At 59.8% G+C, this 26,923-nt stretch carries 24 protein-coding genes; 8 read left to right on the top strand and 16 right to left on the bottom strand.

What is annotated here, in order from left to right; genetic code table 11:
- Nucleotides 1–14: 14 nt before the first annotated feature.
- Nucleotides 15–656, bottom strand: a complete 642-nt coding sequence (locus tag ACTG20_RS05950; RefSeq protein WP_194494676.1) for a ribonuclease T2 family protein — start codon at nucleotides 654–656, stop codon at nucleotides 15–17.
- A gap of 203 nt (nucleotides 657–859) precedes the next feature.
- Between ACTG20_RS05950 and ACTG20_RS05945 the strand changes: the two genes are divergently transcribed.
- Nucleotides 860–1,420 carry a gamma carbonic anhydrase family protein gene (locus tag ACTG20_RS05945; RefSeq protein WP_194494675.1) on the top strand — a complete coding sequence of 187 codons (561 nt, stop codon included), beginning with the start codon at nucleotides 860–862 and terminating at the stop codon, nucleotides 1,418–1,420.
- A gap of 71 nt (nucleotides 1,421–1,491) precedes the next feature.
- Here the strand turns inward: ACTG20_RS05945 and ACTG20_RS05940 are convergent, their stop codons facing one another.
- Both ACTG20_RS05940 and ACTG20_RS05935 read right to left on the bottom strand, forming a co-directional pair.
- Nucleotides 1,492–4,530 carry a cytochrome c peroxidase gene (locus tag ACTG20_RS05940; RefSeq protein ID WP_439987512.1) on the bottom strand — a complete coding sequence of 1,013 codons (3,039 nt, stop codon included), beginning with the start codon at nucleotides 4,528–4,530 and terminating at the stop codon, nucleotides 1,492–1,494.
- A 191-nt stretch (nucleotides 4,531–4,721) separates the two neighbouring features.
- Nucleotides 4,722–5,630, bottom strand: coding sequence for an SAM hydrolase/SAM-dependent halogenase family protein (locus ACTG20_RS05935; protein ID WP_194494673.1), 909 nt, complete (start codon nucleotides 5,628–5,630; stop codon nucleotides 4,722–4,724).
- A gap of 198 nt (nucleotides 5,631–5,828) precedes the next feature.
- Between ACTG20_RS05935 and ACTG20_RS05930 the strand changes: the two genes are divergently transcribed.
- The 3 genes from ACTG20_RS05930 to ACTG20_RS05920 all read left to right on the top strand — a co-directional run bounded on the left by ACTG20_RS05930 (nucleotide 5,829) and on the right by ACTG20_RS05920 (nucleotide 9,267).
- Nucleotides 5,829–6,293 carry a hypothetical protein gene (locus ACTG20_RS05930; RefSeq protein WP_194494672.1) on the top strand — a complete coding sequence of 155 codons (465 nt, stop codon included), beginning with the start codon at nucleotides 5,829–5,831 and terminating at the stop codon, nucleotides 6,291–6,293.
- A gap of 126 nt (nucleotides 6,294–6,419) precedes the next feature.
- Nucleotides 6,420–7,919, top strand: coding sequence for a GGDEF domain-containing protein (locus ACTG20_RS05925; RefSeq protein WP_234915273.1), 1,500 nt, complete (start codon nucleotides 6,420–6,422; stop codon nucleotides 7,917–7,919).
- Between the two features lie 97 nt (nucleotides 7,920–8,016).
- Nucleotides 8,017–9,267 (top strand): DEAD/DEAH box helicase, encoded by a 1,251-nt coding sequence (locus tag ACTG20_RS05920; protein WP_194494671.1) that lies wholly within the window; start codon nucleotides 8,017–8,019, stop codon nucleotides 9,265–9,267.
- Nucleotides 9,268–9,351: 84 nt separating this feature from the next.
- Here ACTG20_RS05920 and ACTG20_RS05915 read toward each other — a convergent pair whose 3' ends face one another.
- The 3 genes from ACTG20_RS05915 to ACTG20_RS05905 all read right to left on the bottom strand — a co-directional run bounded on the left by ACTG20_RS05915 (nucleotide 9,352) and on the right by ACTG20_RS05905 (nucleotide 13,278).
- Entirely contained in the window at nucleotides 9,352–10,623 is a 1,272-nt protein-coding gene (locus tag ACTG20_RS05915; RefSeq protein WP_194494670.1) for a hypothetical protein, read from the bottom strand.
- A 215-nt stretch (nucleotides 10,624–10,838) separates the two neighbouring features.
- Entirely contained in the window at nucleotides 10,839–11,603 is a 765-nt protein-coding gene (cphA, locus tag ACTG20_RS05910; protein WP_194494669.1) for a CphA family subclass B2 metallo-beta-lactamase, read from the bottom strand.
- Between the two features lie 640 nt (nucleotides 11,604–12,243).
- Entirely contained in the window at nucleotides 12,244–13,278 is a 1,035-nt protein-coding gene (locus ACTG20_RS05905) for a hypothetical protein (protein WP_194494668.1), read from the bottom strand.
- Between the two features lie 421 nt (nucleotides 13,279–13,699).
- Between ACTG20_RS05905 and ACTG20_RS05900 the strand changes: the two genes are divergently transcribed.
- Complete coding sequence (locus tag ACTG20_RS05900; RefSeq protein WP_194494667.1) at nucleotides 13,700–14,602, top strand: hypothetical protein; 903 nt, start codon at nucleotides 13,700–13,702, stop codon at nucleotides 14,600–14,602.
- 111 nt (nucleotides 14,603–14,713) lie between these two features.
- On the top strand, nucleotides 14,714–15,175 hold the full coding sequence (locus ACTG20_RS05895; protein WP_194494666.1) for a CesT family type III secretion system chaperone: 462 nt from the start codon (nucleotides 14,714–14,716) through the stop codon (nucleotides 15,173–15,175).
- A gap of 96 nt (nucleotides 15,176–15,271) precedes the next feature.
- On the opposite strand, the gene ACTG20_RS05890 is transcribed toward ACTG20_RS05895, so the two are convergent.
- Together ACTG20_RS05890 and aguA are read right to left on the bottom strand one after the other, a co-directional pair.
- Nucleotides 15,272–16,975: an amidase gene (locus ACTG20_RS05890; protein ID WP_194494665.1), complete on the bottom strand. Its 1,704-nt coding sequence runs from the start codon at nucleotides 16,973–16,975 to the stop codon at nucleotides 15,272–15,274.
- Between the two features lie 125 nt (nucleotides 16,976–17,100).
- Nucleotides 17,101–18,198 carry an agmatine deiminase gene (aguA, locus tag ACTG20_RS05885; protein WP_047438421.1) on the bottom strand — a complete coding sequence of 366 codons (1,098 nt, stop codon included), beginning with the start codon at nucleotides 18,196–18,198 and terminating at the stop codon, nucleotides 17,101–17,103.
- 156 nt (nucleotides 18,199–18,354) lie between these two features.
- On the opposite strand from aguA, the gene ACTG20_RS05880 reads away from it, so the two are divergent.
- Nucleotides 18,355–19,308 carry a LysR family transcriptional regulator gene (locus ACTG20_RS05880; protein WP_194494664.1) on the top strand — a complete coding sequence of 318 codons (954 nt, stop codon included), beginning with the start codon at nucleotides 18,355–18,357 and terminating at the stop codon, nucleotides 19,306–19,308.
- A 106-nt stretch (nucleotides 19,309–19,414) separates the two neighbouring features.
- On the opposite strand, the gene ACTG20_RS05875 is transcribed toward ACTG20_RS05880, so the two are convergent.
- Nucleotides 19,415–19,981 carry a TetR/AcrR family transcriptional regulator gene (locus ACTG20_RS05875; RefSeq protein ID WP_005335495.1) on the bottom strand — a complete coding sequence of 189 codons (567 nt, stop codon included), beginning with the start codon at nucleotides 19,979–19,981 and terminating at the stop codon, nucleotides 19,415–19,417.
- A gap of 199 nt (nucleotides 19,982–20,180) precedes the next feature.
- On the opposite strand from ACTG20_RS05875, the gene ACTG20_RS05870 reads away from it, so the two are divergent.
- Nucleotides 20,181–21,218 (top strand): alkene reductase, encoded by a 1,038-nt coding sequence (locus ACTG20_RS05870; protein WP_194494663.1) that lies wholly within the window; start codon nucleotides 20,181–20,183, stop codon nucleotides 21,216–21,218.
- A gap of 99 nt (nucleotides 21,219–21,317) precedes the next feature.
- Here ACTG20_RS05870 and rpoS read toward each other — a convergent pair whose 3' ends face one another.
- The 7 genes from rpoS to ispF are packed head-to-tail and all read right to left on the bottom strand — an operon-like array spanning nucleotide 21,318 to nucleotide 26,906.
- Nucleotides 21,318–22,301: an RNA polymerase sigma factor RpoS gene (rpoS, locus tag ACTG20_RS05865; protein ID WP_194494662.1), complete on the bottom strand. Its 984-nt coding sequence runs from the start codon at nucleotides 22,299–22,301 to the stop codon at nucleotides 21,318–21,320.
- Nucleotides 22,302–22,346: 45 nt separating this feature from the next.
- On the bottom strand, nucleotides 22,347–23,417 hold the full coding sequence (locus tag ACTG20_RS05860) for a LysM peptidoglycan-binding domain-containing protein (RefSeq protein WP_110303494.1): 1,071 nt from the start codon (nucleotides 23,415–23,417) through the stop codon (nucleotides 22,347–22,349).
- Between the two features lie 9 nt (nucleotides 23,418–23,426).
- Entirely contained in the window at nucleotides 23,427–24,008 is a 582-nt protein-coding gene (locus ACTG20_RS05855) for a YqaA family protein (RefSeq protein ID WP_005354505.1), read from the bottom strand.
- Nucleotides 24,005–24,622 (bottom strand): protein-L-isoaspartate(D-aspartate) O-methyltransferase, encoded by a 618-nt coding sequence (locus tag ACTG20_RS05850; RefSeq protein WP_005335507.1) that lies wholly within the window; start codon nucleotides 24,620–24,622, stop codon nucleotides 24,005–24,007. The genes ACTG20_RS05855 and ACTG20_RS05850 overlap by 4 nt, the downstream gene beginning before the upstream one ends.
- A 7-nt stretch (nucleotides 24,623–24,629) precedes the next feature.
- Nucleotides 24,630–25,391 carry a 5'/3'-nucleotidase SurE gene (gene surE, locus ACTG20_RS05845; protein WP_005335515.1) on the bottom strand — a complete coding sequence of 254 codons (762 nt, stop codon included), beginning with the start codon at nucleotides 25,389–25,391 and terminating at the stop codon, nucleotides 24,630–24,632.
- Nucleotides 25,372–26,430, bottom strand: a complete 1,059-nt coding sequence (gene truD / locus ACTG20_RS05840) for a tRNA pseudouridine(13) synthase TruD (RefSeq protein WP_194494661.1) — start codon at nucleotides 26,428–26,430, stop codon at nucleotides 25,372–25,374. The genes surE and truD overlap by 20 nt, the downstream gene beginning before the upstream one ends.
- Nucleotides 26,430–26,906: a 2-C-methyl-D-erythritol 2,4-cyclodiphosphate synthase gene (gene ispF / locus ACTG20_RS05835; protein ID WP_005335518.1), complete on the bottom strand. Its 477-nt coding sequence runs from the start codon at nucleotides 26,904–26,906 to the stop codon at nucleotides 26,430–26,432. Before ispF ends, truD begins: the two co-directional genes overlap by 1 nt.
- Nucleotides 26,907–26,923: the final 17 nt, after the last annotated feature.

Below are 26,923 nucleotides of genomic sequence, written 5' to 3'. Positions count from 1 at the left end.
AAGAGAGTGGAGGCTTAACGCACGCTGCGCAGCAGGAAGTCCGGCTGACCGCAGGAGCGACGCTCGCGCTTTTGCATCTCGGCAGAGCAGGTGACCGCATCTGTCCCCTCTTTATTGACGCAGATGTAAATCTCCCGCAGGAAGCGGCCACCATCGGCGCAGGCCACCGTGATGTTGTCGGGAGCCAGCCACTGGTTAGCGCTCGCCAGATCGGCCTTGAGCTGGAAGCTGGTTTTGCGCAGCGGCTCTTCCGGCGATTGATAGGCCGCCGGGATCTTCACCTTCTGGCGCAAATCGCTCGCCAGCTGATGGAAGGCCTGCTGGCTCAAGCCGGAGCAGGTGCCGTGCTTCTCCCACTCATGGCGATAGAGGAAACGGCTGGGGTAGAGGTCGGCAAACTCGCTCTCCATATCGGGATCGAGCTGTTCGCGGGTGCAGTTGCTGGGGTAACCGCGCTCGTACTGGGGCCAGAGGCCGTGCAGCACAAAGCCCAGCTTGCGGGAACACTGGTCCCGATCGGCCGGTTTGACGGCGCAATGCTCGGGCGACCAGGAGAGCGCCATGGCGTAATAGTCAAACTCCCCCGCCTCCCCTTTGGCCTGCACGGCCGAGGAGAGCAACAAACCACCCGCCAACAGGGCAATCATCTTCTTCATCTTTATATGTCCACCTAACGCGACTCGGGATGACAGCCATGCTCCCATATTCTGACGGCGGGAAACAGCCATGCCGATACTGCGCGCGACAAGGGTCAGACCAGTCAGGGGTTTCACCAGAGGGCGAGCAGGGGTAAGCTGACCGACCGGTAGGCTCCTCGTCCACCACCAGATAATCCCTCTTGGCAACCACAGGATGTAACATGATCCGCAAGAATCCCTCCGGCCATCTGCCTGTCATCGACGAATCCGCCTATATCGACAAGACCGCCATCATCTGCGGCAAGGTGATCATCAAAAAGAATGTCTTTGTCGGCCCCTATGCGGTGATCCGCGCCGACGAAGTGGATGCCAACGGCGAGATGGAACCCATCGTCATCGGCGCCAACTCCAATATTCAGGATGGCGTGGTGATCCACTCCAAATCCGGCGCCGCCGTCACCATCGGCGAGTACACCTCCATCGCTCACCGCTCCATTGTCCACGGGCCATGCGAAGTGGGGAACCGGGTCTTTATCGGCTTCAACAGCGTGCTGTTCAACTGCCATATCGGCGATGGTGCCGTGGTGCGTCACAACTCGGTGATCGATGGCTGCGATCTGCCACCGGAGTTCTACGTCCCCTCCACCACCCGCATCAACCAGCAGAGCGATCTAACCCATATCCCGCGGGTCTCGGTGGATGCCGCCGAATTCTCCGAGGACGTGGCTCACACCAATATCGATCTGGTCAAAGGGTACAAGGCGCTCTCCAACGAGTTCTGATCCCTTTCTTTATTACCAGAGAACAAAACGGGCGCCGAAGCGCCCGTTTTTCATCTGACTATCTATGAAGGCTAGATGGCCCTGACGCAGGTGGCGGCATGAGCCTCATCCGCCAGATCCCACAACAGGTCGCCGGTGCTCAGGTCGAGCAACGGCAGCTCACCATCGTCATTGGCAGTTGCATCGCTGCTCCAGTAGCGGTTGTAGAGCGGCCACCCCTGCTGCTGAAGCAACTGATCCGTCGCGCCATCCTTGTTGTAGGCGGCAAACAACGCCTCCAGCTCGGCCCGGGTCGGCAGACGCCAGTCATCGTGACCGCGCGCCACCAGCTGCTGGCAGTAATCCCGTGCCCGCGCCTGCCCCATGGTCACATACTCCAGCGGGAAGGGATTGTAGTCACCATCGCTGTCACTGCTCACACCGTCATAGGAGATGGACAGACGATCCGCCTCGCCCCTGGTCAGCTGGCAGACAAAGGCCAGCTTGCCCGCCACCAGCTCGGGTTGACGACAGCCCCGGGCAAAATCGGGCTGGGCATCCACCACCTGCACCGTCACGGTCAACGTGTGACGAGCCGTGGTCGCCACCAGTCGTGCCGTACCGACCGCCACACCGCGCACCTCGCCCTGCGTGTTCACGGTAGCGAACTCCGGCTGTTCGCTGCGCCACTCAACAGGCCCATCGAGCGGGCCGAGAGAGCCATCGCTCAGTTGCCACTGCAGTTGTAGAGGGAGTAAGCGCCCCACTTCCAGCTGAGGCTGGGCAGGCAGCACAGCCAATCCGGTGATCACCGCCCCCACCGGAGTAAGGTCATCCGCCTCACTCACCCCCAGCTCAGCAACCGTGGCCGGAGTGCGGCGCGGCTCGGCCGAGGCGCTGCGCAAAAACTCGCCGATGGCATCGAGCTCGTCATTGCTGAGGCCAAGAGCATGCAGGTGATCGGAGGCTTTGGGGAAGAAGGGATCATATTGATCCGCACCGGTCGGGAAGCCGACCCCGCTGCTCCACTTGGTCACGCCAAAGTTGTACATGGCTACCACCCCCTGCACCGAGCCGCCGACACGCTGAGCCAGGATCGGGAAGATGCCGTTGTGCATATAGGGGCCGGTAAAGGCGACGTCCCGCAAGCTGGGGGTCTTGAAGCGACCGATGTCTGCCTTGTTGCGGGTCTGCAGGAAGCGCCCGCGATCTTCCAGCTTGCCACGACCGTAATAGGTGAGCCCCACACTCTCGAACCCGTGCTGACTCAGCAGCGGGCCGGAGTGGCAGTTCATGCAGCGGCCATCGGTGCGGTAGAGGTGCATCCCCCACAGCGCCTTGTCACTGAGCGCCTGACTATCCCCTTTGACAAAGCGCTCAAAATCGCTGTCGCGGCTGATGATGGTGCGCTCGAAGGTGGCGATCGCCTTGGCGATCCGCTCCAGCGTGATCCCCTGATCGCCAAAGGCGGTGGCAAAAGCAGCCTGATAGTCGGGGCTGGCCTGCAAGCGAGCCAGCAGCTCGTCATGACTCAGCGCCATTTCGATGGGATTCTGGATCGGGTGAAGCGACTGCTCCTCCAGCGTGGCGACCCGCCCGTCCCAGAACTGGGTCGAGCTGAAGGCACTGTTGAGGATGGAAGGAGCGTTGCGATTGCCCTTCTGGCCCAGATGACCGACCGAGACGCTCAGTCCGTCGCTCCACCCCTTTTGTGGATCGTGGCAACTGGCACAGCTGATATCCCGCCCCCTGGAGAGCAGCTTGTCGAAAAAGAGCTGCTGACCCAGCACCACCTTGGCCCGGCTATAGGGGTTGTCGGCCGGAAAGGGAACCGCCGGCAGCGGCCCCAGCTCCTGCCATGCCACCCCGTCATCCACCCGGGCGGCAGGCCATTGGGCCGATGAACCGCTGTATTGGGCGCGCAGGGCCGCCATGTCCGGCTTGCTGCTATCGCGCACCACGGAGGGACGCACCGGATACGGAACCAGCGCATACCAGAGCAGACTGCCCTCTCCCTCATCCAGCCAGGTTCGGGTCGCCAGTTGATAGAGACGGGGTTGACCCGCCCCATCCTGCAGCCAGATCTGGGCGGGCAGGGTGACGGCAAAGGTATTGGGATAGCGCCATGCCGACTTGTCACTGCTCAGCAGCCGTTCGAACTCGGTGAGGGTCGGCAGGCGCCAGTCGCTGCGGCCGCAACCGCTCGGCACCGATGCCAGTTGTGGCTGGCTGGCAATCTTCAACGCACTGGAGTCACTGCCATAAAGCCAGTACTGGCTGCCCTTGACCCCGCTGACCGCGCGCACATCGTGCAGGCACTGCCAGGGGCCACGCACCACCAGCTGCCCCTGCTCATCGAGGCGCAGCAGATCTGCCGTCTCCGGCTCGTCCGGCTGGCTCGGATTGGCGGGATAGAGCTGGGTACGGGCGGACTGGATCTGGGCGCTGTTGCTGCGCTGATACCAGCTGCGCGCCTGCTTGTCATCGCGCAGGGCCAACAGCATCTGCCAGCTGTCGGCATAGTCGAGCACGGCACCCGGCTGGCGCTGGGCCAGCAGGAAGACAGCATAATCCTGAAGAGCCGCCTGTTGTTGCAGGCGGATCTCCTCTGCTCTACCCCACTCGGCCTGACTGAGGGAGCCATCTCCGCTCTGATCCGCCAGCAGGAAGAGCGCCGTCTCCTCCTCGTTCAGTCCCAGCCGCGGCACGCTGTTGCGGCGCGCCAGCGTGATCCCGGCCGAGAGATCCGCCACCCGCACCGATACCGCGCGCAGCAGATAGCCCTCGTCGCTACCGAGCAGCTCCAGTGGCTGATCCAGTTGCAGACCTGCTGGCAAAGTGATGCTGACAAGCTGGCCCGGTTCGATGGCCTGTTGCACGCGGATCCCGGTGGCGACCTGTCTCACCTCAAGCTGTGCTCCCGCCCCCAACCGATCGGCCACATTGACCTCAATGGTCAGAGGAACCCGGGTATGGGTTTCCGGCGGCACTGTTGGCGGCGTGATGGGCGGCTCGGTCGGCTTGACGACCGGCGGGGTCACCTCGGGTGAGGGGGCCACAGACGTATTGCTATGATTGTCATTGCATGCGGTCAGAGCCAGCAGGCTGAGCAGTAAGAGGCTGGTTTTCATTCGGTATGGTTGGGTGGTCAGACAAGTGCGCGATTATCCAACCAAATACCAATCATTATCAATTGCATTCAATTAATATGCTTTTTGACAACAACTCCTTATCAGCAACGCCTTACCACCCAATGAGAGAGGGCAGCCTCTTTGGCTGCCCTCTCTTGCTTCAAACCCGCTTGTCGAAAGCCCGACAATCTTCAGGAGCACTTCTTCAGGCTGATATGCCAGTTGGCACCGGATTGCACCTGATGCTTGGCGGCGAAGCTGTCCATGTTCAGCGCCACCGACACCTGCAGCAGGCTGTTGAGGTAGACCAGCGGCTGACCTTCCGGCACGTCACCGAAGCTGCTGACGTAAGGGGCCTTGCCGTCATATTTGACCACATCCCCTTCGCGGATCTTGATGCAGGCGTTATCCCCCTTGTTGATCCCCGCCTTGGTCAGCAGGGCATCGTCGATATTGGTCCAGACGTTGCCGTACTGCACATCGAGGATCGGGATGGTGCCCTTGAGGGTGCCATCCTTCTCTGCTACCGCAGGCTGATAGGGGATCTTCACCACTTCGGCAGGCAGCTGCGGGCCGACCTGCTCATAGCTGATGGCGCCGGAGGCGAGCCGTGCGCCGGTATAGGCGTACACATCGCGGCCATGGAAGGTGTAAGACTTCTCGGAGCCCTTGAGGCGGTTGAGTTTCTCGTCAATCTGGCGCACCGCCTCGATGCCGAAGTGTTCGGCCACCAGGGTCAGGGTGCCGTTGTCCGGAGTCACGATGTAGTGGCCGCTCTTGGTCTTGAGCACTACTGATTTGCGCTCGGTGCCGACACCGGGATCAACCACGCTGACAAACACAGTGCCCTTGGGCCAATACTGCAGGGTCTGGTAGAGGCGGTAGGAAGCTTCCCAGATGTTGTAAGCCGGGATCTCGTGGGTCAGGTCATAGAGCGGCAGGGTGCGATCCACCCCGAAGGCAACCCCCTTCATGGCCGACACGGCGCCATCTTTGAGGCCGAAATCGGTCTGGATCACCAGCGCTTCGTTGGCGGCGGCGATGCCGCTTGCCAGCATGAGGGCGAGCGCAATGGCGCGGGGAGCGGTACGAATATCCATATCTGAACTCCTGAATCATCTGAGGATAACGAAACGGCGACAGCCATTTAGACATCCAGACTGCCACTAATGGATTTTTTTGCAAGGGGTTTGCAACAAAGTGAGGGACGACTCGCAGAAATTGTGCTCGCCAAACGTCGGCGGCGGGGGTATCAAAGGCAGAATAGGAAAACGTTTACAATACAGGAGCTCAGCACCATGACACAACCCGTACCGGAGATGATGACCCTGCTGCTGGAGATTGGTGAACAGAGCAGTCAGCTCTGGCTGAGCCAGCCAGATGCGGCCCCGTCACACTACCCGCTGGCCTTTGGCACCCACGCCATCCAGCCCGGACCGTTTCGCCACGCGCCACCCACCCCGCTCGAACTGGAGCGGGCCATCATGGTGGTGGAAGATGAGCTGATGCGCATCGCCCCACAGATCCCGCCCGGCTTGCAGCTGACCCTGCGCAGCCAGCCGTCGCTGGCCGAAGTGCTGGGGGACAACCAGCTCGATCGGGATCTGGTGGAGCAAGCCTTTGGCCAGCTGGCCGCCATGGCGGAAGGGGATCCTCTCGCCGCCAACCAGCTACCCCGTGACGAGCACTTTGCCGCCGTGCTGCTGATCGTCAGGGAGTGGCTGCACCATCTGGCCAGCGAGAGCGTGCTGATCGTGGAGTAGGGATAAATAAGTGGTGAGGGCTTCAGCTTCTGGCAAGGTTTGTCGGTGGATCCTGTCGGGATTTCCTTCGCGTATACTTTGCCCGTATGGCGCCCGCGCCCCTATCGGTACTCTAACCAGACACCTATGACCTTATTTTCAGGTAACCTCCCAGCCTTGCGCTGGCCATCGGCGTGTGCTCGCCAGTTCATCGTCAAAGTGGCCGGATTAGCCCTGCTCGCCCTGACCGGGCTGGGCATTGTCTTCTACTACACCTATCTCACTATCCAGCACGACATGGATCTCATCACCGCCAGACAGAAGAACGTGTTCGAGGTCTTCTACCAGCGAGCCAAGATCCTCAAGGTGGAGAACATCACCAGCTATCTGGCACAACACCATCTGCTCGATCAGCCACCGCCCCCGAATAGCATCGGCAGCGACTATCTCTACGGGTATGACCTCAAAAGCAAATACCGCTTTGCCGATATTCCGCTGCAATACCCGGCAGCCAATCTCCTCAACACCTTCCGCTATGCCCTCTCCTATCCGGAGGTGATCAATATCTACACCATCTGGAATGACTACCGGCTGATCGGCATGGTGGCCGACAACAATGTGCTGCCCACCAGACTAGCGCCGATCAAGGTGGATCTGATGACACTGCCCGCCTGGTATCACTACTTCGGTTGCGCCAGCTTTGCACCCGGCCGCCCTTTGTGCAGCGCCGATGAGGCCTTTGTCTCCGATATCGAGATCGACAGCTTCAGCATGCGCAACACCATAGTGATGTACTTCCCCTTCATTCATCAGTCAGGGCGCGGCGGTTACAAATACGGACTGCTCGGTATCGATATCGCCGTCGATGAAGCATTTAACGATGTGCTGCACCCCTTCGACACCATCAACCCGACCCGCACCAACATATCGTTTGAAGCCGCCGAGCCCTGCCGCCCGAGGCATCTCTGCCTGAGCAAACCCTTTATGCGCACCAAGGCGGGGGATGATCTCTATCTGAAGTGGTCCTACAGCTGGTTCGATTTCGTCAAGCTGGCCCTGCAAAGTGCGGCCTTCAAGGTCTATCTCATCGTGCTGTTGCTGGGCATGGTGGCCTGGAAGCAGATCTACCTGCGGCTGCGCACCCTGGCGCACACCGACCACCTGACCCGGCTGCCACGCAGAGATGTGCTCTGCCAGAGTCTGCTCCATGAGCACGACTACCTGATGATCCTCGATATCGACAACTTCAAGTCGATCAACGACACCTATGGCCATAGCGTCGGGGATCTGGCACTGGTCGCCTTTGCCCGCCATCTCAGAAGCAATATCCGCAAGGTGGACAGCGCCATCCGTTGGGGCGGCGAGGAGTTTATCGTGCTGTTCAAGGGGATGGAGGATGACGAGATGATGATCCACTCCGCTGGCCGCCTGCTGGATCGGCCATTGGGTATCCCCGAGCTGCCCACCCCCATCACCTTCTCCGCCGGGGTGATCCGCATTCGCGACTACCTCACCGTCACCGAGGCAGTGCATCTCGCCGACGAGCTGCTCTACCACGTCAAACAGCAGGGCAAGCACAACATCGCCTGCTACGAGGGCAAAAAGATCCGGCTGATCCGGCCGTTGCCGGACGACGCAGAGGCATAGCCGCCTTCTGCCGCTCCCCCTGCTTCTGTTACCATCGCGGCCACGATCACTCACTGCATCGTGGCCGCAGGCCGCGATAACCCCGACTGGTGCCCCTATGTCCACAGCCTCCTTTGCCGAACTGGCCCTCTCCCCCCGCTTGCAGCAGACCCTGACCGAGCTCGGCTATGCCGCACCGACCCCCATTCAGGCTCGCGCCATTCCGGTCATTCTGGCAAGGCGCGATCTGATGGCGGGTGCCCAGACCGGCACCGGCAAAACCGCCGCCTTTGTGCTGCCGCTGCTGGAGCAGTTGCTTGCGCAGCCGCAAATGGCGTCCCCGCGCCCGATCCGCGCGCTGGTGCTGGTGCCGACCCGCGAGCTGGCGGTGCAGGTTGCCGAGAGTGTCGCGCGCTACGGGCAGGGGACAGGTCTCACCAGCACGCTGGTCTACGGCGGGGTGAGTATCGCGGCGCAGGTGGAGGCGCTTCAAGCCGGGGTGGATATCCTGATCGCCACCCCGGGCCGCCTGCTCGACCATCTGCGTCAGGGGGCCTTGAGCCTGGATAGCCTCCGCCATCTGGTGTTTGACGAGGCGGATCGCATGCTCGACATGGGCTTTATGGACGAGATCAAGGCACTGCTCAAACAGATCTCGGCGGATCGCCAGACCCTGCTCTTCTCCGCCACCTGCGACGACAACCTGTTTGCCTTGAGCAAGGTGCTGCTGCGCGACCCCGAGCTGATTGAAGTGGCACCGCGTAACACCACGGCGGCCGAGGTGGAACAGCGGGTCTACACGGTGGATAGCGATCGCAAGCTGGCGCTGGTCGAACACATGCTCAAAGTGAAAGGGTGGGCACCGGCACTCATCTTCAGCCGCACCCGTCAGGGGGCGGACAAACTGGCCCAGCAGCTTGGCAAGGCGGGCATCAATGCGCTCGCCTTCCACGGCGATCTATCGCAAAGCGCGCGGGGAAAAGTGCTGCTGGAGTTTCGCGCCGGTACCCTGCAGGCACTGGTCGCCACCGACGTGGCGGCCCGCGGCCTCGATATCAGCGATCTCAACTATGTGATTAACCTCGAGTTCCCGTTTGTGGCCGAGGATTACGTCCACCGTATCGGGCGCACCGGTCGCGCCGGCAACAAGGGGCTCGCCATTACCCTGTTCAGCCCGGAAGATGCGCCCCTGCTTGAGAAGGTGGAAGCTGTGCTCGACACCCGTTTGCCCCAGCAGTGGTTTCCGGGCTTTGAGCCGGATCTCACCCGCTTCGAGCCCGAGCCGCGCCGCAACAGCAAGGCGGCCCAGAAGCAGCGCGCCAGAAAGCAGGCGCTCGCTGGCAACAAGGGTGGCAAGGGCAAGCGTTAAGCTTGCCCTGCACCGCCAATAAAAAAACGCCCGCATGGGCGTTTTTTGTTATCTGACAGGGGCCAGCTCTTGGCGAGTAGCACCCTAGCGGGTCGCCAGCACCAGTGGCAGGGATCGCAAAATTTGCCGCTCCGCCAGGGTCGAGAGAATAAACATCACCATATAGCCGAGCCCCAGCGCCACGATAATCGCCACCACATTGGCAGTGAATTCGGCCACTAGATAGTAGGCGGCAACCAGCGCCACTATGCCCGCCAACCGGATCAACAAACTCTGGGTAAAGTGACCGTGAGCCTTGATATAGGCGAGCTGATAGCCGTTGAGCATCATAAAGATAAAGAAGATGGAGAAGTGGAACAGCACAGGCACCGCCCCCACGTAGTCGGCGGGGAAGAACAACAGCACCAGCGGCTTGCCCGCCAGCAACATCAAGCCAAAGAACGCCAGGCTGACGATGGCGGAGAGACGGAAGATCCAGCGGCGAATAAGCCTTATCTGGCGGTGATCGCCGTTGCGCAGATTGACCGCCAGCTCCGGCAGCACAAAGCGGTAGATAGGGAAGACAAACAAGGTGGTCATATAGGTGAAGATGGGGCGCACCACCACCTGAAAATCCCCCAGCTCGTCGATGCTGAAGTGACGGATGGTGAGCAGCACAGTGATGTAAATCATCAGAATGCTGGCCCCCGCCTCCAGGGATGCGGTAAAGCTCTTCTTCACATAGCTCACCATCTCGGGGCCGAGCGCCACCTTGGCCAGCGGCCTGGTGGCGATGGCCCGACGGCGCGAAACATACATATAACCGGCGATAGCGAGCGACGAGAAGGTCAGCCCGTAGAAGAGCGAGGCGAGCGCATCCATCCCGAGTCCAAAGTAGCAGGTCATAAACAGCAGACCGTTGGCCAGCGGCTCCAGCCAGGTGACCCGGTTGGAGAGCTCATACATCCGGTACATGGCCACCAGATTGGTGAAGTAGACCTTGAGCCCCAGCCCGAAGATCACCCCCACCAGTTGCAGATACTCCACCCGGATATGGAGCCCGTGCTTGATATAGGGGATCACCGCCCCCCAGGTGAGCAGCACGATGCCGATGAGGAAGTAGCGAAAGATATTGATGATGTCCCGATCGTTTTTGGTCTGGGAGTAGCTCACCACCATGGAGGAGCGAAAACCTGTCATCAGGATAAAAGAGAGGGAGATCAAATCCACCACGCTGTTGAACAGCGCCAGCTCCCCCTTGGCGACCCACTGCGCCAGCCACACCTTGAAGGCGAAGCCGATAACGATGCTGACCAGCGAGGCCCACATCCCGGTGATAAAGGCCTGCTTGAGGCGCGCGAGAGAGGCGTATTGCATAACGAAAATGGATAACTTTCAGGGAAAAGAGAGAGGGCCATCTTATGAAAGCCTCCCTCCCTTGAACAGCGTTAATGCCACGCACTCACAGCCACCAAAAAAGCCGCCAATGCAAAACACCCGCTTATTTCCTGAAAGCGGGCGTTTTGTGGTGTGCCGTTATGGCTGCTGATTGCAGCGATGGCAAGGCTTGCTGCCAGTCTGTCGCGCAGCGGCTATGACTGCGGCGCCGCCTTGATCAGCTCCTCGTAGTGATCAATCAGCTCGGGGCCATGCAGCGGCGAGTCGTGACCGCCAATCACCGTCTTGATCGGCAACTTCATCGCTTTAAGCCGCTCGATGGTCTGCGGATAGGCCTTCACATTGGCAAAGCTCAGGTTGCCCAGCTTCTCCTTGAGGATGCAGTTGCCATAGAGCACCTGCTCGTCGGGGAAGTAGACAAAGATGCCGTCCGGCGTATGGGCCGGGCCCGCATAGAAGGCGCGCACCTTGCCCTCTTGCAGCTTGAAGTCGCCATCGTGCACCACGTTGGGCAACACCAGCGGCAGATCCGGGTACTCCGGCAGCCCCTTGCGGGTAAAGGCGACAATCTCGGCCCAGTCGCTCTTCATCAGATCTCGGGTCTGGCGGGTCGCCACCACCTTGGCCCCAATGGACTTCCAGTAGGCGTTACCACCCGCCCGGTCGGTGTGGTAGTTGGTATTGATCACCTCCAGCACCGGCTTGCTGCTGACTCTTTTTATCAGCTTGTGCAGCTCGCGGGCGGTATCCGGCGTCCAGGTCGCCCCCACCACCGTCACACCCTTGGCCCCGAAATAGACCATAGAGTTCTCTTTGACGTAGTAGTTATCCTCCACCACATAGACAGGGCCGCTCACCTGCTTGAGCTCGATCCCCGCCGCCCGCACGCTGCCACCCCAGAAACTCGCCATCAGCACCACGGCTCCGGCCAATGTGCACTTTATCCAACCTTTCATCATCTTGCTCCCTCGAACCAACCGCCCCCTCGCCACCCCTGTGGCAAGCCGGGCCTTTTAAGCAGTGGGCAGAAGATACGGGGGATGTGTGAGGGGAAAATGAGGTTGTGTGAAGAGAAGGTGAAGTCAGGGACAATTCAGAAAAATCAGGGGGGAATCGGCAGCGAGCCACGGCAAAAATTGCGATTGCTGGTGCAGGAAGTGGAGAGAGGTAAAGACTCAAAACGAAACGACAACACAGATAGCAGCCCCTCACCCTAGCCCTCTCCCGAGGGAGAGGGAATGGCCCGTGCCAATTCCAAGCCACATATATTCATCCGCACCACAGAGCCAACACACAATCAGCGGAGCATATTTGCCCCCTTCTCCCACTCTTGATCACAAACAAGGGGAGAAGGGCTGGGGATGAGGGGGGAGGTAACAATAAGTCCCATCATGTAGGGTCGATTAGCGCAGTGTAATCGTCCGTTTACCGCGAATAGCCTGATAGCCAGAGAAGCAGAAAACCCTGAACATCAGCGTCACCTCACCCCCTTACTTTCGCGATCGTCCGAATACGCTTCGCTATTCGAACCTACGGCCTTTAGCTATTCGAATAGCTGACAATTTATAAAAAAATATAACAACCTCACACAAGATGATTTCATGGGTTATTCCTCCAATATGAGGCCACCACCGGCCCCGCCCATTCTGGCATTAAAAGGTCATTAAAAAGGCAATAAAGATTGTTAGGGGTTTGAGAGTGCTTGCGAGGGAATCTCCAAGCTTTTTTTAGCTTTTCCTCATAAATACCCAATCCACCATCATCAAACATCATTATTTTAAAATCTGGTCTGTTTATAGAAAGCTCTTTTATTCCCTTCATAAACTCATTCTTTTCATCTATTACTATCTTCTCTAAGTCCCTAGCATAGCGATATATTCTATTATGGTATGACGATACCCTTGCAGAGGTTGCAGCCGTAGTTACCCCCATACCCAATGGGGCATAAACCTTTCCATTTACTTCTATTGGTGTGTTGATACCATTGCGTCTCATCGTGCCAATGCCAGAATCTGTCAAAGGCTCATCCCTAGCTAATCCAATCACACCTTTCATTTCATAGAGACCAGCTTCTTCAGGCCAGTTACGAATAAATGTTTTTATTAATTCCTGTTGTGAAAATAACTCAGGCTCAATGCCTTTATTGTGATTTTTCACATCAATAAAAAGAACTACGTCATTATATACCCTTAGAAATAAAATCCACTCTGAGCGTTCTGAATACTGTTCAGTAGGAGCGACTGCATTACATGGTAGGTGTAGGTGATGAATTCCCCAATCAGCCCATAACATGTCTGTTCTTTTATTCTTTTTTTTACTGCTAGTATCATTGAAAAGTGTCAATGATTTACTTTGATACGGATTTACATCACCACCTGCAATAAACAGTTCCTCTATTCGCTTTAGGCCTTTCTCTGCCTCTTTCGGAATAAAGGCTGGGAATTTATCTGATTTATATACATGCCTTGTTGCATTTGGTATATAACGCAAAATGAAATCACACCATCTAAGCAAAGGATTGTGTAAATTTTCAGGTGCAGTTTTATCATATGATAGACCGAATGCGTCAATTGCTTTTTCCGCAATTTCATCAACTTCCTTCACAAAGTCGATATTGTCAGATGCTCTTGTCATATTTAAACCATTGCAATGAGAAATAATTCCAAGACTTATAGTAAGCTGTGTTCCAACCATTTACTAGCTTAGATCTTATCCCAATAAGGTTCGTAATCTGCGTGGTTATGATTTCACTCAATAAATAAACCCACCCGCATAACGGATGGGTTTGCTTTTCTTATTGCCGGTAGATCCCAAGAAATTTAACTCACAACAGCACTCACCCCAACGGCGGCGTCCGTGGCGGCACCATACGCTTGCTGCCGGTGGACTCGAAGGCCGAGGCGAAGCGCAGCAGCTTGTATCCATCACAGGAGCCTCCGGCGCAGACCAACCCCAAACTAAAATAGTGCAACCATGGCTAATAAACGGCGTTTTCACTGACGGGTATGATGCAGGACAGATGTATCGCTTGTTAGTGAGATAAGGAACCAAGGTCATGGCTATTCATGGAGCTACCCCGGTGATGTTGAAGGCTATCGACAGCCTGCAGCTCGCCAGCGTCAATTCCGGCAGCAATCAGAAGCTTGCCCTTCATCTGGGTGAAGGCAAGGAGTACACCATTCATATCGGCAAGAGTGGGGATGTCTCGGTACAACGGGACCTGGCCCATTTAAGCACGCTGGGCCGCATCAAAAATGCGGTGATCGATTTCTTTAGCCGCGCCACCACCAAGGGAGAGAGTGCACTCACCACCCGGGCCACTCAAATTCAGTCCGAGGTGCAGCGGCAGCTGACCGAACTTGGCCAAGCCAAGAAGATTGTGCAGCAAGCCTTTAACCAGCCCGTCAGCGAGTTCAAGAACGAGGCCCAATATCTGAAGCCGGGTAGCGACCCCAAGACAGCGACCATGGCCGACATCACAGATGCCAACAAGAAGCGCCTCGGTCTGGAGACGCTGAATAAGGACTCCCTGAGCTTTGTTCAGCAGCACTTCTCCAGCTTTATCAACGGTAAAGATGCCATCTTCAGCATGCTGAGCAGTCGGGTGATCGAGCGGACGATCGCCCTGCACGAGTCACTCTCGGGTGAGGCACTCTGTTCGGCGTTGAATACGCTAGGCCATGAATCGGAGGCGTTCAACGCCAAGGTCAATGCCGAGTTCAATCGCAGCTTCGTCCAGCTGTTTGAGCAAAGAGCCAACGCCGAGCTGGACGCCCTGACCAAGGCAAACACCCGCGCCAACAAGACCTCACCGTTGGTCGAAGAGCACACTGGCTCATCGGACGGGGAGAACGTCGCCGCCAAGATGAAGAAAAGCGTGCGCTTTAACGACAATCCGGTGAGCGATGTCCGGGTGTTCGAGCTGGAAGAGGGCCGAGCACTCAATATCAAGGTGTAACCCTTGCCATGAATATGGATGACGGCCCAGCCCGCTCGGTGGCGGGCCGTCTCTTTGTGATCGTGCCCTGCCCCTTCGAAGACGACCGGGCAACCGGACTGGAGTGTTGTGTTGGATATCTATCAGAAAATCGTGACCGAGCTGTCGGTCGAACCGCTGGCCTTCGATGAAAACGGCGTCTGCACGTTCGAGATCCAGCGAGCTGCAGAGGAAGCGAGCGCCACCTTTGTGGTCAATATCGTGGCTCAGCCCGACGAGATGGCACTGGTGCTCTCGGTGACCACGGCGAGCGATCTTCCCGAGCGCCTGTCTCGCGAATTGTTCCTGTGCTTTGGCGAGCATGCCCTCGCCCCCTTGCACCATGGTTACGGGGTCGGCATCTATCCCGGCACCGAGCGGGTATCATTTTTCTCCCGGATAGCACTGGGGAGCTATCGTCCGCAGCAGATCAGGGAGAGCCTCGCCGATCTGCTGGAGAAGGCCCACGAGTGGGAGGCCAGTTTGTCCCAGGATGAGCAGACCCCGCCTGTGACAAAAAGCGAAATGGGCGCGGGCCAGAACATCCGGGTGTGATGGCCAAAGCCAGAAAATGGACGAAAAAGGAGGGAGGCATGATGCCTCCCTCTCTCTTTGTGCCTGATCTAACAACTATCAGGCCAGCGGCGACGCTCAAGCCAACGGCGGCGTGCGTGGCGGCACCATACGCTTGCTGCCGGTGGACTCGAAGGCCGAGGCGAAGCGCAGCAGGTTGTTGTCGTCATAGGCGCGACCGGCGAAGGTCAGGCCCACCGGCATACCGATATCGGCCATCACGCCCATGGGGACGGTGACGGTCGGCACGCCGAGATGGCGAATGGCGAGGTTGCCGTTGGCAACCCAGATGCCGTTGCTCCAGGCGATATCGGCGGAGGCCGGATTCACGTCCGCATCAGCCGGGGCGACGTCAGCGACGGTCGGGAACAGCACGGCGTCGAGCTTGAGCCCGTCCATCCAGTCTTCCAAGTCCAGCTTGCGGGTCTTTTCCAGACCACGCAGGCCGTCCGGCACCGATGCAATCTCGTCAAAACGCTTGAGGCCGCGCTTGGCCATATTGACGTACTCGTCCATGCCCGCAGCCAGATCGCCCTCGCGGTTCGGCAGGGTACCCGGATCGTGGGGGAAGATCTTCGGCCCATCGACATCGGCCAGCTTGTTGAGCTTGGGATCACCGTTGGCGCGCAGGAAGTCGTCGAACGCCCAGCCGGAGAGCTCCCACAGCTCGTCGTTGAGAAACTCCGGGCTCACGATGCCGCGATTGAACACGGTCGGCGCGCCGGGTCTGTCCCCTTCGCAGTTGGAGACCAGCGGGAAGTCCACTTCGATGACTTCCGCGCCAGCGGCTTCCAGCGCCTTGCGTGCATCTTCCCACAGGGTGATCACGGTCTCGCGGGTATGGATGCGCTGACCGGTCGGGCCGCCGATACCGGGGTTTTCGCTGGTGCCGGCCAGTTCATCCTTGTTGATAAACATGCGCGGCACGCCGAGGCGCTTGCCCTTGAGGACATCGGCCTTGGCAGCCAGCTCCAGATAGGAGGCCGGACGCACTTCGGAGGCCTTGGGCAACTGCACCCAAGGCTGCATGCGCCACAGATCGCCACGGGTGTCGGCATCGTCAGCCACTACCACGTCCAGCACTTCCAAGAGGTCGTTCATGGTGCGGGCATAGGGCACCACCACATCCATGGTCGGAGTCAGCGGCCAGTTGCCGCGCACCGAGATGACGCCACGGGACGGGGTGTAGGCGCACAGGCCGTTGTTGGAGGCAGGGCCTCGGCCGCTCGACCAGGTCTCTTCCGCCAGACCAAAGGCGGAGAAGCTGGCGGCGGTGGCGGTACCGGCGCCGTTGGAGGAGCCGGAGGCAAACGGTGCGGTCAGGTAGTCGGCGTTGTAGGGGCTCTCGGCACGGCCATAGACGCCGCGCTGCATGCCGCCATTGGCCATCGGCGGCATATTGGTTTTGCCAAGGCAGATGGCACCGGCGGCGCGCAGGCGCTCCACGGTAAAGGCATCGCGCTGGGCCACCAGATCCTTGAAGGCCGGGCTGCCGGAGGCGGCAGTCAGCCCCTTGACCAGATAGCTGTCTTTGGCGGTGTAGGGGATGCCGTCGAGCGGCCCCAGGGTCTCGCCACGGGCACGACGGGCATCGGAGGCCTCGGCCTCTTTCAGCGCATCGGGATTGTGCACCACCACGGCGTTGAGTTTGGTGTCAGTCTCGGGGCCGTTGTAGGCCTCGATACGGGCCAGATAGGCCTTGACCAGTTCGACCGCTGTGGTGCGGCCTGATTCGAGCGCGGCACGCAGCTCGGCAATGGAAACCTCGGTCACTTCGATCATGGGGATCTCCTGTAAAAGGGTGACAGTTTGTCATGATGATCGCCGCATCAGCGCCTGCGACCATCACACTATCAAGGGATAAAACCCCACTGAGTGGGGTTTGGAATACTCACCGGAACCGGTTCTTATTTGCCGGAAGGGATCTGCTGAGTAATGCAGTGGATATTGCCACCGCCCAGCAGGATCTCGCGAGCCGGCACGCCGATCACGGTGTGCTCCGGGAAGATCTCTTCCAGAATGCGCTGGGCTTCGCCATCGGTGGCGGCATCCAGCAGCGGATAGACGATACGATCGTTGGTGATGAGGAAGTTCACGTAAGAACCGGCCAGACGGCCCTCGGCCTCGCGCGGCACACCGCTGCCGCTCTCGACACCGGCAGACTCCTCTTCAGTGCAGAACAGCGGGCCCGGCTGGGGCAGCTTCCACACTTTCAGCTTGCGACCCTTGGCATCGACCGCCGCTTCCAGCACCTTGAGGGCAGCCACGGAGCGGGCGTACTGGGGATCGTTCTGGTCGTCAGTCCAGTGCAGGGCCACTTCACCCGGACGCACGAAGCAGCACATGTTGTCGATGTGGCCGTCGGTTTCATCCATGTAGACGCCTTCGTCCAGCCAGATAAAGCTGGTGACGCCGAGATAGTCGCGCAGGTGAGCTTCGATCTGCTCTTTGGTCAGGTGCGGGTTGCGGTTTTCGTTGAGCAGGCACTCGGCGGTGGTCAGGCAGGTGCCTTCACCATCGACGTGGATAGAGCCCCCTTCCAGAATCAGCGGCGCGTCGTAGCGAGCCATGCCGTGCTGGGCCAGCATCTGGGCAGCGACCTCTTCATCCTGATTCCACGGGTAGTAGAGACCGCCCTTGTGACCGCCCCAGGCGTTGAAGCCCCAATCCACCCCACGGCACTCGCCGGCAGCGTTGGTGACGATGGTCGGGCCGGTATCGCGAGCCCAGCAGTCATCGCTGTTCATCTCGACCAGGGTGACGTGAGCGGGCATGATGGCGCGGGCCTGCTCCATAAACTGGGCCGGTACCCCCATAAAGACCGGGGTGGCGCCACCGATGGCATCGGCCACCTTGGCGAAGGTCTCTTGCGCGAAGCGACCGGCTACGCGCCAGTTGTCCGGGCGAAACGGCCAGATCATCCAGACGGCCTGCTGGTGCGCCCACTCGGCGGGCATGGTGAAGCCGTCGGCGGCCGGCGTGGAGTTAATGGTCTTGATGCTCATCGCAAGGCTCCTTGCATGGATTGAGGCCCCCGTTTACGCCCGATGCGGCGCGGGAACCTTGGAAAAATAAGAGTGGGTCGCAGAGTAAGACGTTGCGCCCCCATCCATCAAATGAATAGGATGGATTGTCCCATAAACACGGCGAATAATCCCCCCATGAAACTGCACCAGCTCGACCTCAATCTGCTGCTCGCTTTTGACGCCCTGATGACGCAAGGGAGCGTCACCCGCGCCGCCGAGGCGCTCTTTATCAGCCAGCCCGCCATGAGCCACTCCCTTAACCGACTGCGCACCTTTCTCGGCGACCCGCTTTTGGTACGCACCCCGCAGGGGATGCTGCCAACCCCGCGCGCCCAGCGGTTGCATCTCGGGGTGCAGCAGGCGCTGCGGCTGCTGGAGCAGCAGCTCACCGAGGAGGAAGAGTTCGAGCCAAGCCAGTCGAAGCGGCGCTTCGTGCTCTGCACCACAGATTACGTGGAGTGCGTGCTGATCCCGCCGCTTATTCAGCGGCTCAGAGGGCTGGCGCCGGGGGTCACCATCGAGATCCGCATCCTGCGCGACACCCTGCCCGAAGCAGAGCTGGCAAGCGGCGAGATCGATCTGGTGCTGGGCTTTGACGAGTACATGCAGGTGCCGGGGTATCTGGGCAAGGAGACCTGGCTCACCGAGCCGCTGGCCGGGCTGGTGCGCGCCGATCTGCCGATTGCCAAATCGGCCCCCGCCGGTACCGAGGATGACCCCTCCCAGTGGCAGGAGCGCATCACCCTGCAGCAGCTTATCGCCATGCCCCATGTGTTCCACTCGCCCCTTGGCACCTCGGAGGCGAGCCTCGACCGCTATCTGAAGAGTCAGGGCTTTAGCCGCACCATCTCGGTCAACAGCCAGAGCTATATGTCCGCCGCTGCCATCGTCAGCCAGAGCGATCACCTGCTGGTGCTGCCCAGCATGGTGGCCGAGCTGCTCGCCACCCACTGGCCGCTGAAAAGCCTGCCGCTACCCGCAGACGTGCCGGATTACCACCTAAACTGCGTCTGGCATCCCGTGCACGCGCAGCAACCGGCGCTGGTGTGGCTGAAAGATTTGATGAAGGAGCTGGTGGGGCCGAGGTAAGGCCGCGGCGTCTGGCATCAAAGATTGATGGAAAAGCCTGGCAAGGGCTGAGACCAGAAACAACAGTGGCTCCCGAGAGAGCCACTGTTGTTTCTGCAGTATCGCGTTACGCCCGCAGGGCCCGCATCAGCTGGGCGACTACGTCGTCGAGCAGGGGGCGATCGGGGCGGCACTGGGCGAAGGTGACCAGCCCTTGCAGGTTGATCAGCAGCAGGGCGGTGAGGGTGTGGATATTGCTATCCGGGGCCAGCTCGCCCTTGGCCTGCGCCTGCGTCAGCAACTCGGCCAGATCCTGCTCCAGCTCGCCATAGATCCCCTTGACCCGCTGGGTCAGCTCCTCATCCTGCTCGCTCAGCTCCATCATAGTGCGAGTCACCAGACAGGAGCCGCAGAGCGCCTCCCCTACAATCCGGTCGAGATAGGCCGCAAGGCCCGCCAGCGGGCTCGGGTTGTCGAGCAGGGAGCGGCGCAGGGTGCGTTTACCCTCGACATAGTGATCCACCGCCGCCAGCAGCAGGCCGCGCTTGTTGCCAAAGGCGCCGTAAATGCTGCCCGGGTGCAGGCCGGTGGCAGCCACCAGCTCCTGCATGGTGGTCTTGGCATATCCCTTGGCGCGAAACGCTTCCATGGCATTTCGCAGTACCTCGTCCCGATCAAACTCGGCTATGCGCATGGTTCCTCCCGTGGGAAATGGTTCACCGGCAAGGGGCAACAGAGCCCGCCGATAAAGAGTGGCTGGAAAGGGCGGCAAGTTTACCCCAGCCGCCCGCTCGGGCCAATCTTCTTGAACGCGCATTCAAAAAAAGCTTGCGCCCGACGCAAAAAACGTCTTGAATGCACGTTCAAGAATAACCCGTTCAGGACAACCTATCATGAATACCCTGTTTCAGCCGTATCGACTCAATGACACTCTGACCCTGGCCAACCGTTTCATGATGGCCCCGCTCACCCGCTGCATGGCAGGCCCAGGTCTGGTGCCGACCGAGCAGATGGCAGCCTATTACGGCCGCCGCGCCGATATCGGCCTGATTGTTTCCGAGGCCGTCATCATCCGCCCCGACGCGCAGGGCTACCCCAATACCCCGGGCCTCTTCACCCAGGCTCAGATCGATGGCTGGAAGAAAGTGACCAGCGCCGTGCACGCCAAGGGTGGCAAGATCTTCGCCCAGCTGTGGCACGTCGGTCGCCTCTCCCACCCCTTCTTCCATCAGGCTGAAGTGCTGGCCCCCTCTGCCGTGGCGCACGAGGGCACTGTGCCCCGCATGCGCGAGCTCACCTATCAGGTGCCGCGCGCCCTGACCGAGGCCGAAATAGCCCTGCTGGTACAGGATTACGCCCAAGCCGCAGCCAACGCCATCGAGGCGGGCTTTGACGGGGTGGAGATCCACGGCGCCAACGGCTACCTGATCGACCAGTTCCTGCACCACTCCACTAACCTGCGCACCGACAACTACGGCGGCAGCCCGGAAAAGATGAGCCGCTTCGCGCTGGAAGTGGTCGATGCCATCAGCGCCCGCATCGGTGGTGATCGGGTAGGTATTCGCCTCTCCCCGGGTGCCTATGTCCATCTGGCGGGCAGCCCGGAAGATCGCGCCGTGTTCGACTATCTGCTGGGCAAGCTCAACGATCGCCCGCTGGCCTATATCCACCTCGGCATCTTTGATGACAACCTCACCTTCGATTATCTGGGTGGCCGCGCCTCCGACTATCTGCGCGCCCACTACAAGGGCAATCTGGTCGGGGTGGGCAACTACGACGCCGAGCGCGCCGCTGCGGCCATCGAGGCCAACCGCTTCGATCTGGTGGCTATCGGTCGTCCGCTTATCGCCAACCCGGACTATCTCGCCAAAGTGAAAAATGGCGAAGCACTGGTGCCCTACGCCGATACCATGCTGGCTGAGCTGGTATAACCACGAAGCCATCGCCAGACAACAGGCAATAAAAAACGAGGGGAGCTGTTGCTCCCCTCGTGCTATCTGGCTAATGCCGTATTGCGTTGGTGCGGATGCTTAATTGGTACGAAATAGTGCCTCGATGGAGAGCCCCTGGCTCAGCAGGATCTCCCGCAGACGGCGCAGCCCCTCCACCTGGATCTGGCGTACCCGCTCGCGGGTCAGGCCAATCTCGACCCCCACATCCTCGAGGGTGGCCGGCTCGTAACCCAGCAGACCGAAACGACGGGCCAGCACTTCCCGCTGCTTGGGGTTGAGCTCCTCCAGCCAGTGCACGATGCTGCTGCGCATATCATCTTCCTGAGACTCCAGCTCAGGCCCCATGCCGCGTTCATCTGAAAGCACATCCAGCAATGCCTTGTCGCGATCGCCACCGATGGGGGTGTCCACCGAGGTGATCTTCTCGTTGAGCTTGAGCATGCGGTTCACGTCATCCACCGAACGATCCAGCGCAAAGGCGATATCCTCGGCGGTCGGTTCATGATCGAGACGGTGAGAGAGTTCGCGCGCGGTGCGCAGGTAAACGTTTAACTCTTTGACCACATGAATGGGCAGACGGATGGTGCGGGTCTGGTTCATGATGGCCCGCTCTATGGTCTGGCGGATCCACCAGGTAGCATAGGTAGAGAAACGGAAGCCGCGCTCGGGGTCGAACTTCTCGACCGCACGGATAAGACCGAGGTTGCCCTCTTCGATAAGATCCAGCAGCACCAGGCCACGGTTGTTGTAACGGCGGGCGATTTTCACCACCAGTCGCAGGTTGGACTCGATCATGCGCTTGCGGGCGGCTTTGTCACCCCGCAAAGCACGACGGGCGTAGTAGACTTCCTCTTCGGCAGTGAGCAGCGGGGAGAAACCTATCTCCCCCAGATAGAGTTGCGTGGCATCCATCACCTTGTTCAGCTCAGGTGCCAGCAACTCATCGGAGATAATATCTTCCGCCTCGGCGGCTACCTCCTGCAACTCTTCTACTTCGTGAGATTCGGGTTCAGCGTCAAACTCTAACTCTGCATCCTGCATTACCAGTTGTTCTTGGCTCATGGTGTGTCTCCCTGACGTTACCAGAGTAAGACGGTCTCTCTGGGGTTAACGCTTTGGCAAATAGCTCATCGGATTGATCGACTTGCCTCTGTACCGGATCTCGAAATGCAATCGCACATCCGGCGCGTCCGTGCTACCCATGTTGGCAATGACCGAGCCCCCCTTGACGCTGTCCCCTTCCTTCACCCGCAACTCGTCGTTGTGTGCGTAAGCGGAGAGATAGTCATCATCATGCTTGAGGATAATCAGCTTGCCGTACCCCCTTAAAGCACTGCCAGCGTATACCACTTTACCGCTGCTGGCGGCGTAGACGGGTTGCCCCTTCTGGCCGGCTATGTCGATCCCCTTGTTACCCTGTTCTGCAACAGAGAACCCCTCGACAATCCGGCCTTTTGCGGGCCAGTGCCAAGCAAGTCTCGACTGGGAGTTGTTCATTTTTTGTTCTTTGGACTGAGCGTATTCCTTCGGTGCTGCCGGAGCAACGGATTTCTGAGAGATGAACGGCGTGGTCTGACCAGATCCACTCGGCTCGGCCAACGGACGCGGACCGCTGCTCGGACGGCTCACGGCCACCGGCGTTACGGTTGCCGGACGAGTCGCAGCCACCATCTGGGTCGAACCGCCGCCTGCGGTCTGGACATTGAGCACCTGACCCGGTTGCAGCGCATAGGGGGCACTCAGGTTGTTGCTCTGGGCCAGCGCCTGCGGCGTCATGCCGAACTGGCGGCCGATGCTGCTCAGGGTATCGCCGCGGCGCACCTCATAGGTACCGGCACTGCGGCTGCTGCCAACACTGGCGCTGGAACCATCGAGCCGCAGTCGCTGCCCCGGATAGATGTTGTAGGGCGGGCTGATATTGTTGAGGCTGGCCAGCGACGGCACGTCGTTGCCGGAGTTGAAGGCGATGGAGTAGAGGGTATCGCCCCGCTTCACCACATAGCTGCCGCCCTGAATGGGGGCGCTGACCTGGGCACCGCTTTGGCGAGCCGGAATGGTCGAGACAAACTGCCCCTCATCAACACCATCTACCGGAGCTGCATTTTTACTGGAGGAGCAGGCAAGCAGCAGCCATGACAACACCACGACACTGCTTCCTTGCCAAATACGCGAACGCATAATGGATCCTTAACGACTAAACCAGAAATAGGCCACCACGGCCAGACCAATACAGAGCCAACCGAGCACATCTACGTAGTGCATCAGTTTGCGTTCCATCTTCTCGCCACCCCAACGCATCAGGCCCGCAACCAGGAAAAAGCGCATGCCACGACCGATGAGGGAGGTGATGATGAAGGGCAGCAGAGCCATTTGCAACAACCCTGCCGTCACGGTAAACACCTTGTAGGGGATAGGGGTGAAGCTGGCAATGAAAATGACCCAGATCCCCCACTGCTCAAACCAGTTGCGAGCAATCTCGATCTTGTCCTGATAGCCCACAGACTCCACCAGTGGCAGCACGACCGGATCCCACAGGGCATAGCCAAGGGCATAGCCAAACAGGGCGCCCAGCACAGAGAAGACGGTAGCCAGCGTAGCGTAGTGCCACGCCTTGTGGGGCTTGGCGAGCGCCATCGGTGCCAGCATCACGTCCACCGGGATCGGCCAGAATACCGACTCGATGAAAGCGGTGATGGAGAGATACCAGGGGGCATGCTTGTGGCGAGCCCACTGCATCACCAGAACGTACAAACGGGAAAACAACTTCACTCAACATCTCCGTCAATCAGGGGAACAAAACGTACCGGCTCCAGAATACGGCTGGTCAGCTGGGATCCGGATCGTTCGATCAACTGCAGGGTCTGCTGGCTGTCACCCACGGGCAACACCAGTCGGCCCCCTTCGGCCAGCTGATCGGTGAGCGCCGTCGGGATCTCGCTCGCCGCGGCCGTCACCAGAATGGCGTCATAAGGCCCCTTGTTGGGCCACCCCAGCCAGCCGTTGCCGTGCTTGGCCGAGACATTGTGCAGATCGAGCTGGCGCAGTCGGCGTCTGGCCTGGAACTGCAGCGACTTGATCCGCTCCACGGTATAAACATGCTCCACCAGATGGGCGAGGATCGCCGTCTGGTAGCCCGAGCCAGTGCCAATCTCCAGCACATGGGCCGGATTGTTTTGCATCAGCAACTCGGTCATTCGCGCCACCATATAGGGCTGCGAAATGGTCTGGCCGTGGCCGATGGGCAGGGCGGTGTTGTCCCACGCCTTGTGCGCCATGGCCTCGTCCACGAACAGCTGGCGCGGCACTTTCGCGATGGTCGCCAGCACGCGAAAATCGCGAATATCCTGCGCAATGAGCTGATTTAACAGGCGCTGTACTATCACACCACCCTCATCCCTGCAGATCTAACCAGGCCCCCAGACCGGCGAGACTGTCGTAGGCAGTCATGTCGATGGTCAGAGGGGTAATCGAGACATAGCCCTGCTCGATGGCAGCAAAATCGGTGCCTTCACCGGCATCCTGCTGGCTACCGGGGGGGCCGATCCAGTAGATGGGCTGGCCACGGGGATCCTCGGTGCAGATCACCGACTCCGCCCGGTGGCGGTTGCCAAGGCGGGTGGTCTTGATCCCCTTGATCTGCTCGAGGGGCAAGTCCGGCACGTTGACGTTGAGGATCTGATCGGCAGGCAGGGGGTGTTTCATCAGCCCCTTCACCAGCAGGGCCGCATAGTGGGCCGCCGTGGCGAAGTGGGTCTTGCCTACCAGCGAGATGGCGATGGAGGGGTAGCCAAGATGGCGCCCCTCGGTGGCCGCGGCGACCGTGCCCGAGTAGATGACATCATCCCCCAGGTTGGCACCGTGGTTGATGCCGGCCACCACCATGTCGGGTTCAGGACGCACCAGCTCGTTGACCGCCAGATGCACGCAGTCGGTCGGCGTCCCCTTCACCGCATAGCTCTCGCACCCATTAAAGCCGTTTTCTGCAATGCGGGTAACCCGCAGCGGTACTTCCAGCGTCAGGGAGTGACTCGCGCCGCTGCGGTTGCGATCCGGCGCCACCACAATGACCTCGCCGCAGGCGCGCAGCGCCTCGCTGAGGGCACGAATGCCCTCGGCATGCACACCATCATCATTACTGACCAGAATTCGCATCGGTCTGATTCCTGAAACCGTGATCGGCCTCTTCGGCCTGCATTAACTCGCGCACCACGCTGGTGGCAAACGCGCCCGCCGGCAGGAAGAAGGAGAGGGTCAGCGCCTCGCCGTCCAGCTGCCAGCTCATCTGCTCCGGCTTGAGCAGCAGGGGGCGCCTGTCCTGATCCAACCCGGCTTTCTCCAGCCCGTCACACCAATCGCTGTAAGGAGCCAGCACGCCCTGTTCGAACTCGGCAGCGGCGCCCTGACTGGCCAGGCGGCCACGGCCCCACTGGGGGGCGGTGAGCTGCACGTCGCCGGAGGCAAGACGCGCTTCCAGCTCGGGGGGCACGCTCTCTTCGCTGAAGATGGAGTGGCTGCCCTTGAGCATCACGCAATCACCGGCCAGCAGCTGATGAGCCAGCCCCTGCTCGATACGGGCGCTGACAATGGCGTTGAACAGCATGCTGCGGGCGGCAGAGAGGTAGAGGGAACGCTTGTTGCGATCCTTGATCCGCTTGCCGGCAAACATCGCCTTGGCCGCTTCCAGGTTGTTGCCATCGCGGCCAAAACGCTGCTCACCATAGTAATTGGGCACGCCCTGAGTGGCGATGGCCTGCAGGCGCGCTTCCAGCCCGTCGGTTTGTTCCAGACCGGTGAGACGCAGGGTGAAGTGGTTGCCCTTGAGGTAGCCAACCCGCAATTTGCGGTTGTGACGCCTGGCTTGCAGGATCTGGATGCTGTCGCTCTCGATAACCGACAAGTCCGGTTCGGCCTTGCCCGGCAGGTGAATGCCGAACCACTGCTCGGTCACCGCGTGGCGATCTTTCAGGCCCGCCCAAGTCACCGCATTGCGGTTGACCCCGGCCGCATCGGCCAGCAGACCCGCCACCCAGGCGGTGTTCTCGCCGGTTTTGCGCACCCGGACGAAGATATGCTCCCCTTCACCGCAAGGCTCAAACCCGAGATCTTCATTGACCACGAAATCGGCGGCCTCGGCCTTGAGGATACCGCGGGCAGTGGGCGCCCCGTGCAGATAGGCAAGTTGTTCCAGCATTATTGTTTCACCAGTAGGACGACGGCTTCGGTGGCGATCCCTTCCTTGCGCCCCGTAAACCCAAGCTGTTCGGTGGTGGTCGCCTTGACGTTCACCCGGTTCAAATCACATTGCAGATCGGCGGCCAGCACGGCGCACATGGCGTCGATATGGGGGGCCATTTTGGGGGCTTGGGCGATGATGGTCACATCCAGGTTGCCGATGGCATACCCCGCCTTCTGTACCCGGGCAAAGACATCCCGCAGCAGAATGCGACTGTCGATCCCCTTGAACTCGGCAGCGGTATCGGGGAAGTGGCGACCGATGTCACCGGCACCGATAGCCCCCAGCAGGGCATCGCTTACCGCGTGCAGCACCACATCGCCGTCGGAGTGGGCAACCAGCCCCTGCTCGTAGGGAACCGGCACGCCACCCAGCATGCAGGGGCCAACACCACCAAATTTATGAACATCAAAACCATGACCAATGCGCATCATCAGCGGCAACCTCCCAA

The organism is Aeromonas sp. 84A (assembly GCF_051919345.1).
Classification (GTDB): domain Bacteria; phylum Pseudomonadota; class Gammaproteobacteria; order Enterobacterales; family Aeromonadaceae; genus Aeromonas; species Aeromonas veronii.
Note: the sequence above shows the minus strand (reverse complement) of the source record. Positions and strands in the feature narration are given on the sequence as shown.

What these genes read in the sequence shown, in the direction of transcription:
- ACTG20_RS05860 (WP_110303494.1), bottom strand. Translation starts at nt 23,417, where the DNA reads ATGCGTTCGCGTATTTGGCAAGGAAGCAGTGTCGTGGTGTTGTCATGG.
- cphA (WP_194494669.1), bottom strand. Translation starts at nt 11,603, where the DNA reads ATGATGAAAGGTTGGATAAAGTGCACATTGGCCGGAGCCGTGGTGCTG.
- ACTG20_RS05880 (WP_194494664.1), top strand. Translation starts at nt 18,355, where the DNA reads ATGAAACTGCACCAGCTCGACCTCAATCTGCTGCTCGCTTTTGACGCC.
- truD (WP_194494661.1), bottom strand. Translation starts at nt 26,430, where the DNA reads ATGCTGGAACAACTTGCCTATCTGCACGGGGCGCCCACTGCCCGCGGT.
- ACTG20_RS05935 (WP_194494673.1), bottom strand. Translation starts at nt 5,630, where the DNA reads ATGGATATTCGTACCGCTCCCCGCGCCATTGCGCTCGCCCTCATGCTG.
- ACTG20_RS05875 (WP_005335495.1), bottom strand. Translation starts at nt 19,981, where the DNA reads ATGCGCATAGCCGAGTTTGATCGGGACGAGGTACTGCGAAATGCCATG.
- ACTG20_RS05925 (WP_234915273.1), top strand. Translation starts at nt 6,420, where the DNA reads ATGACCTTATTTTCAGGTAACCTCCCAGCCTTGCGCTGGCCATCGGCG.
- ACTG20_RS05905 (WP_194494668.1), bottom strand. Translation starts at nt 13,278, where the DNA reads ATGACAAGAGCATCTGACAATATCGACTTTGTGAAGGAAGTTGATGAA.
- surE (WP_005335515.1), bottom strand. Translation starts at nt 25,391, where the DNA reads ATGCGAATTCTGGTCAGTAATGATGATGGTGTGCATGCCGAGGGCATT.
- ACTG20_RS05940 (WP_439987512.1), bottom strand. Translation starts at nt 4,530, where the DNA reads ATGAAAACCAGCCTCTTACTGCTCAGCCTGCTGGCTCTGACCGCATGC.
- ACTG20_RS05870 (WP_194494663.1), top strand. Translation starts at nt 20,181, where the DNA reads ATGAATACCCTGTTTCAGCCGTATCGACTCAATGACACTCTGACCCTG.
- ACTG20_RS05930 (WP_194494672.1), top strand. Translation starts at nt 5,829, where the DNA reads ATGACACAACCCGTACCGGAGATGATGACCCTGCTGCTGGAGATTGGT.
- rpoS (WP_194494662.1), bottom strand. Translation starts at nt 22,301, where the DNA reads ATGAGCCAAGAACAACTGGTAATGCAGGATGCAGAGTTAGAGTTTGAC.
- ACTG20_RS05900 (WP_194494667.1), top strand. Translation starts at nt 13,700, where the DNA reads ATGGCTATTCATGGAGCTACCCCGGTGATGTTGAAGGCTATCGACAGC.
- ispF (WP_005335518.1), bottom strand. Translation starts at nt 26,906, where the DNA reads ATGATGCGCATTGGTCATGGTTTTGATGTTCATAAATTTGGTGGTGTT.
- ACTG20_RS05890 (WP_194494665.1), bottom strand. Translation starts at nt 16,975, where the DNA reads ATGATCGAAGTGACCGAGGTTTCCATTGCCGAGCTGCGTGCCGCGCTC.
- ACTG20_RS05915 (WP_194494670.1), bottom strand. Translation starts at nt 10,623, where the DNA reads ATGCAATACGCCTCTCTCGCGCGCCTCAAGCAGGCCTTTATCACCGGG.
- aguA (WP_047438421.1), bottom strand. Translation starts at nt 18,198, where the DNA reads ATGAGCATCAAGACCATTAACTCCACGCCGGCCGCCGACGGCTTCACC.
- ACTG20_RS05920 (WP_194494671.1), top strand. Translation starts at nt 8,017, where the DNA reads ATGTCCACAGCCTCCTTTGCCGAACTGGCCCTCTCCCCCCGCTTGCAG.
- ACTG20_RS05945 (WP_194494675.1), top strand. Translation starts at nt 860, where the DNA reads ATGATCCGCAAGAATCCCTCCGGCCATCTGCCTGTCATCGACGAATCC.
- ACTG20_RS05950 (WP_194494676.1), bottom strand. Translation starts at nt 656, where the DNA reads ATGAAGAAGATGATTGCCCTGTTGGCGGGTGGTTTGTTGCTCTCCTCG.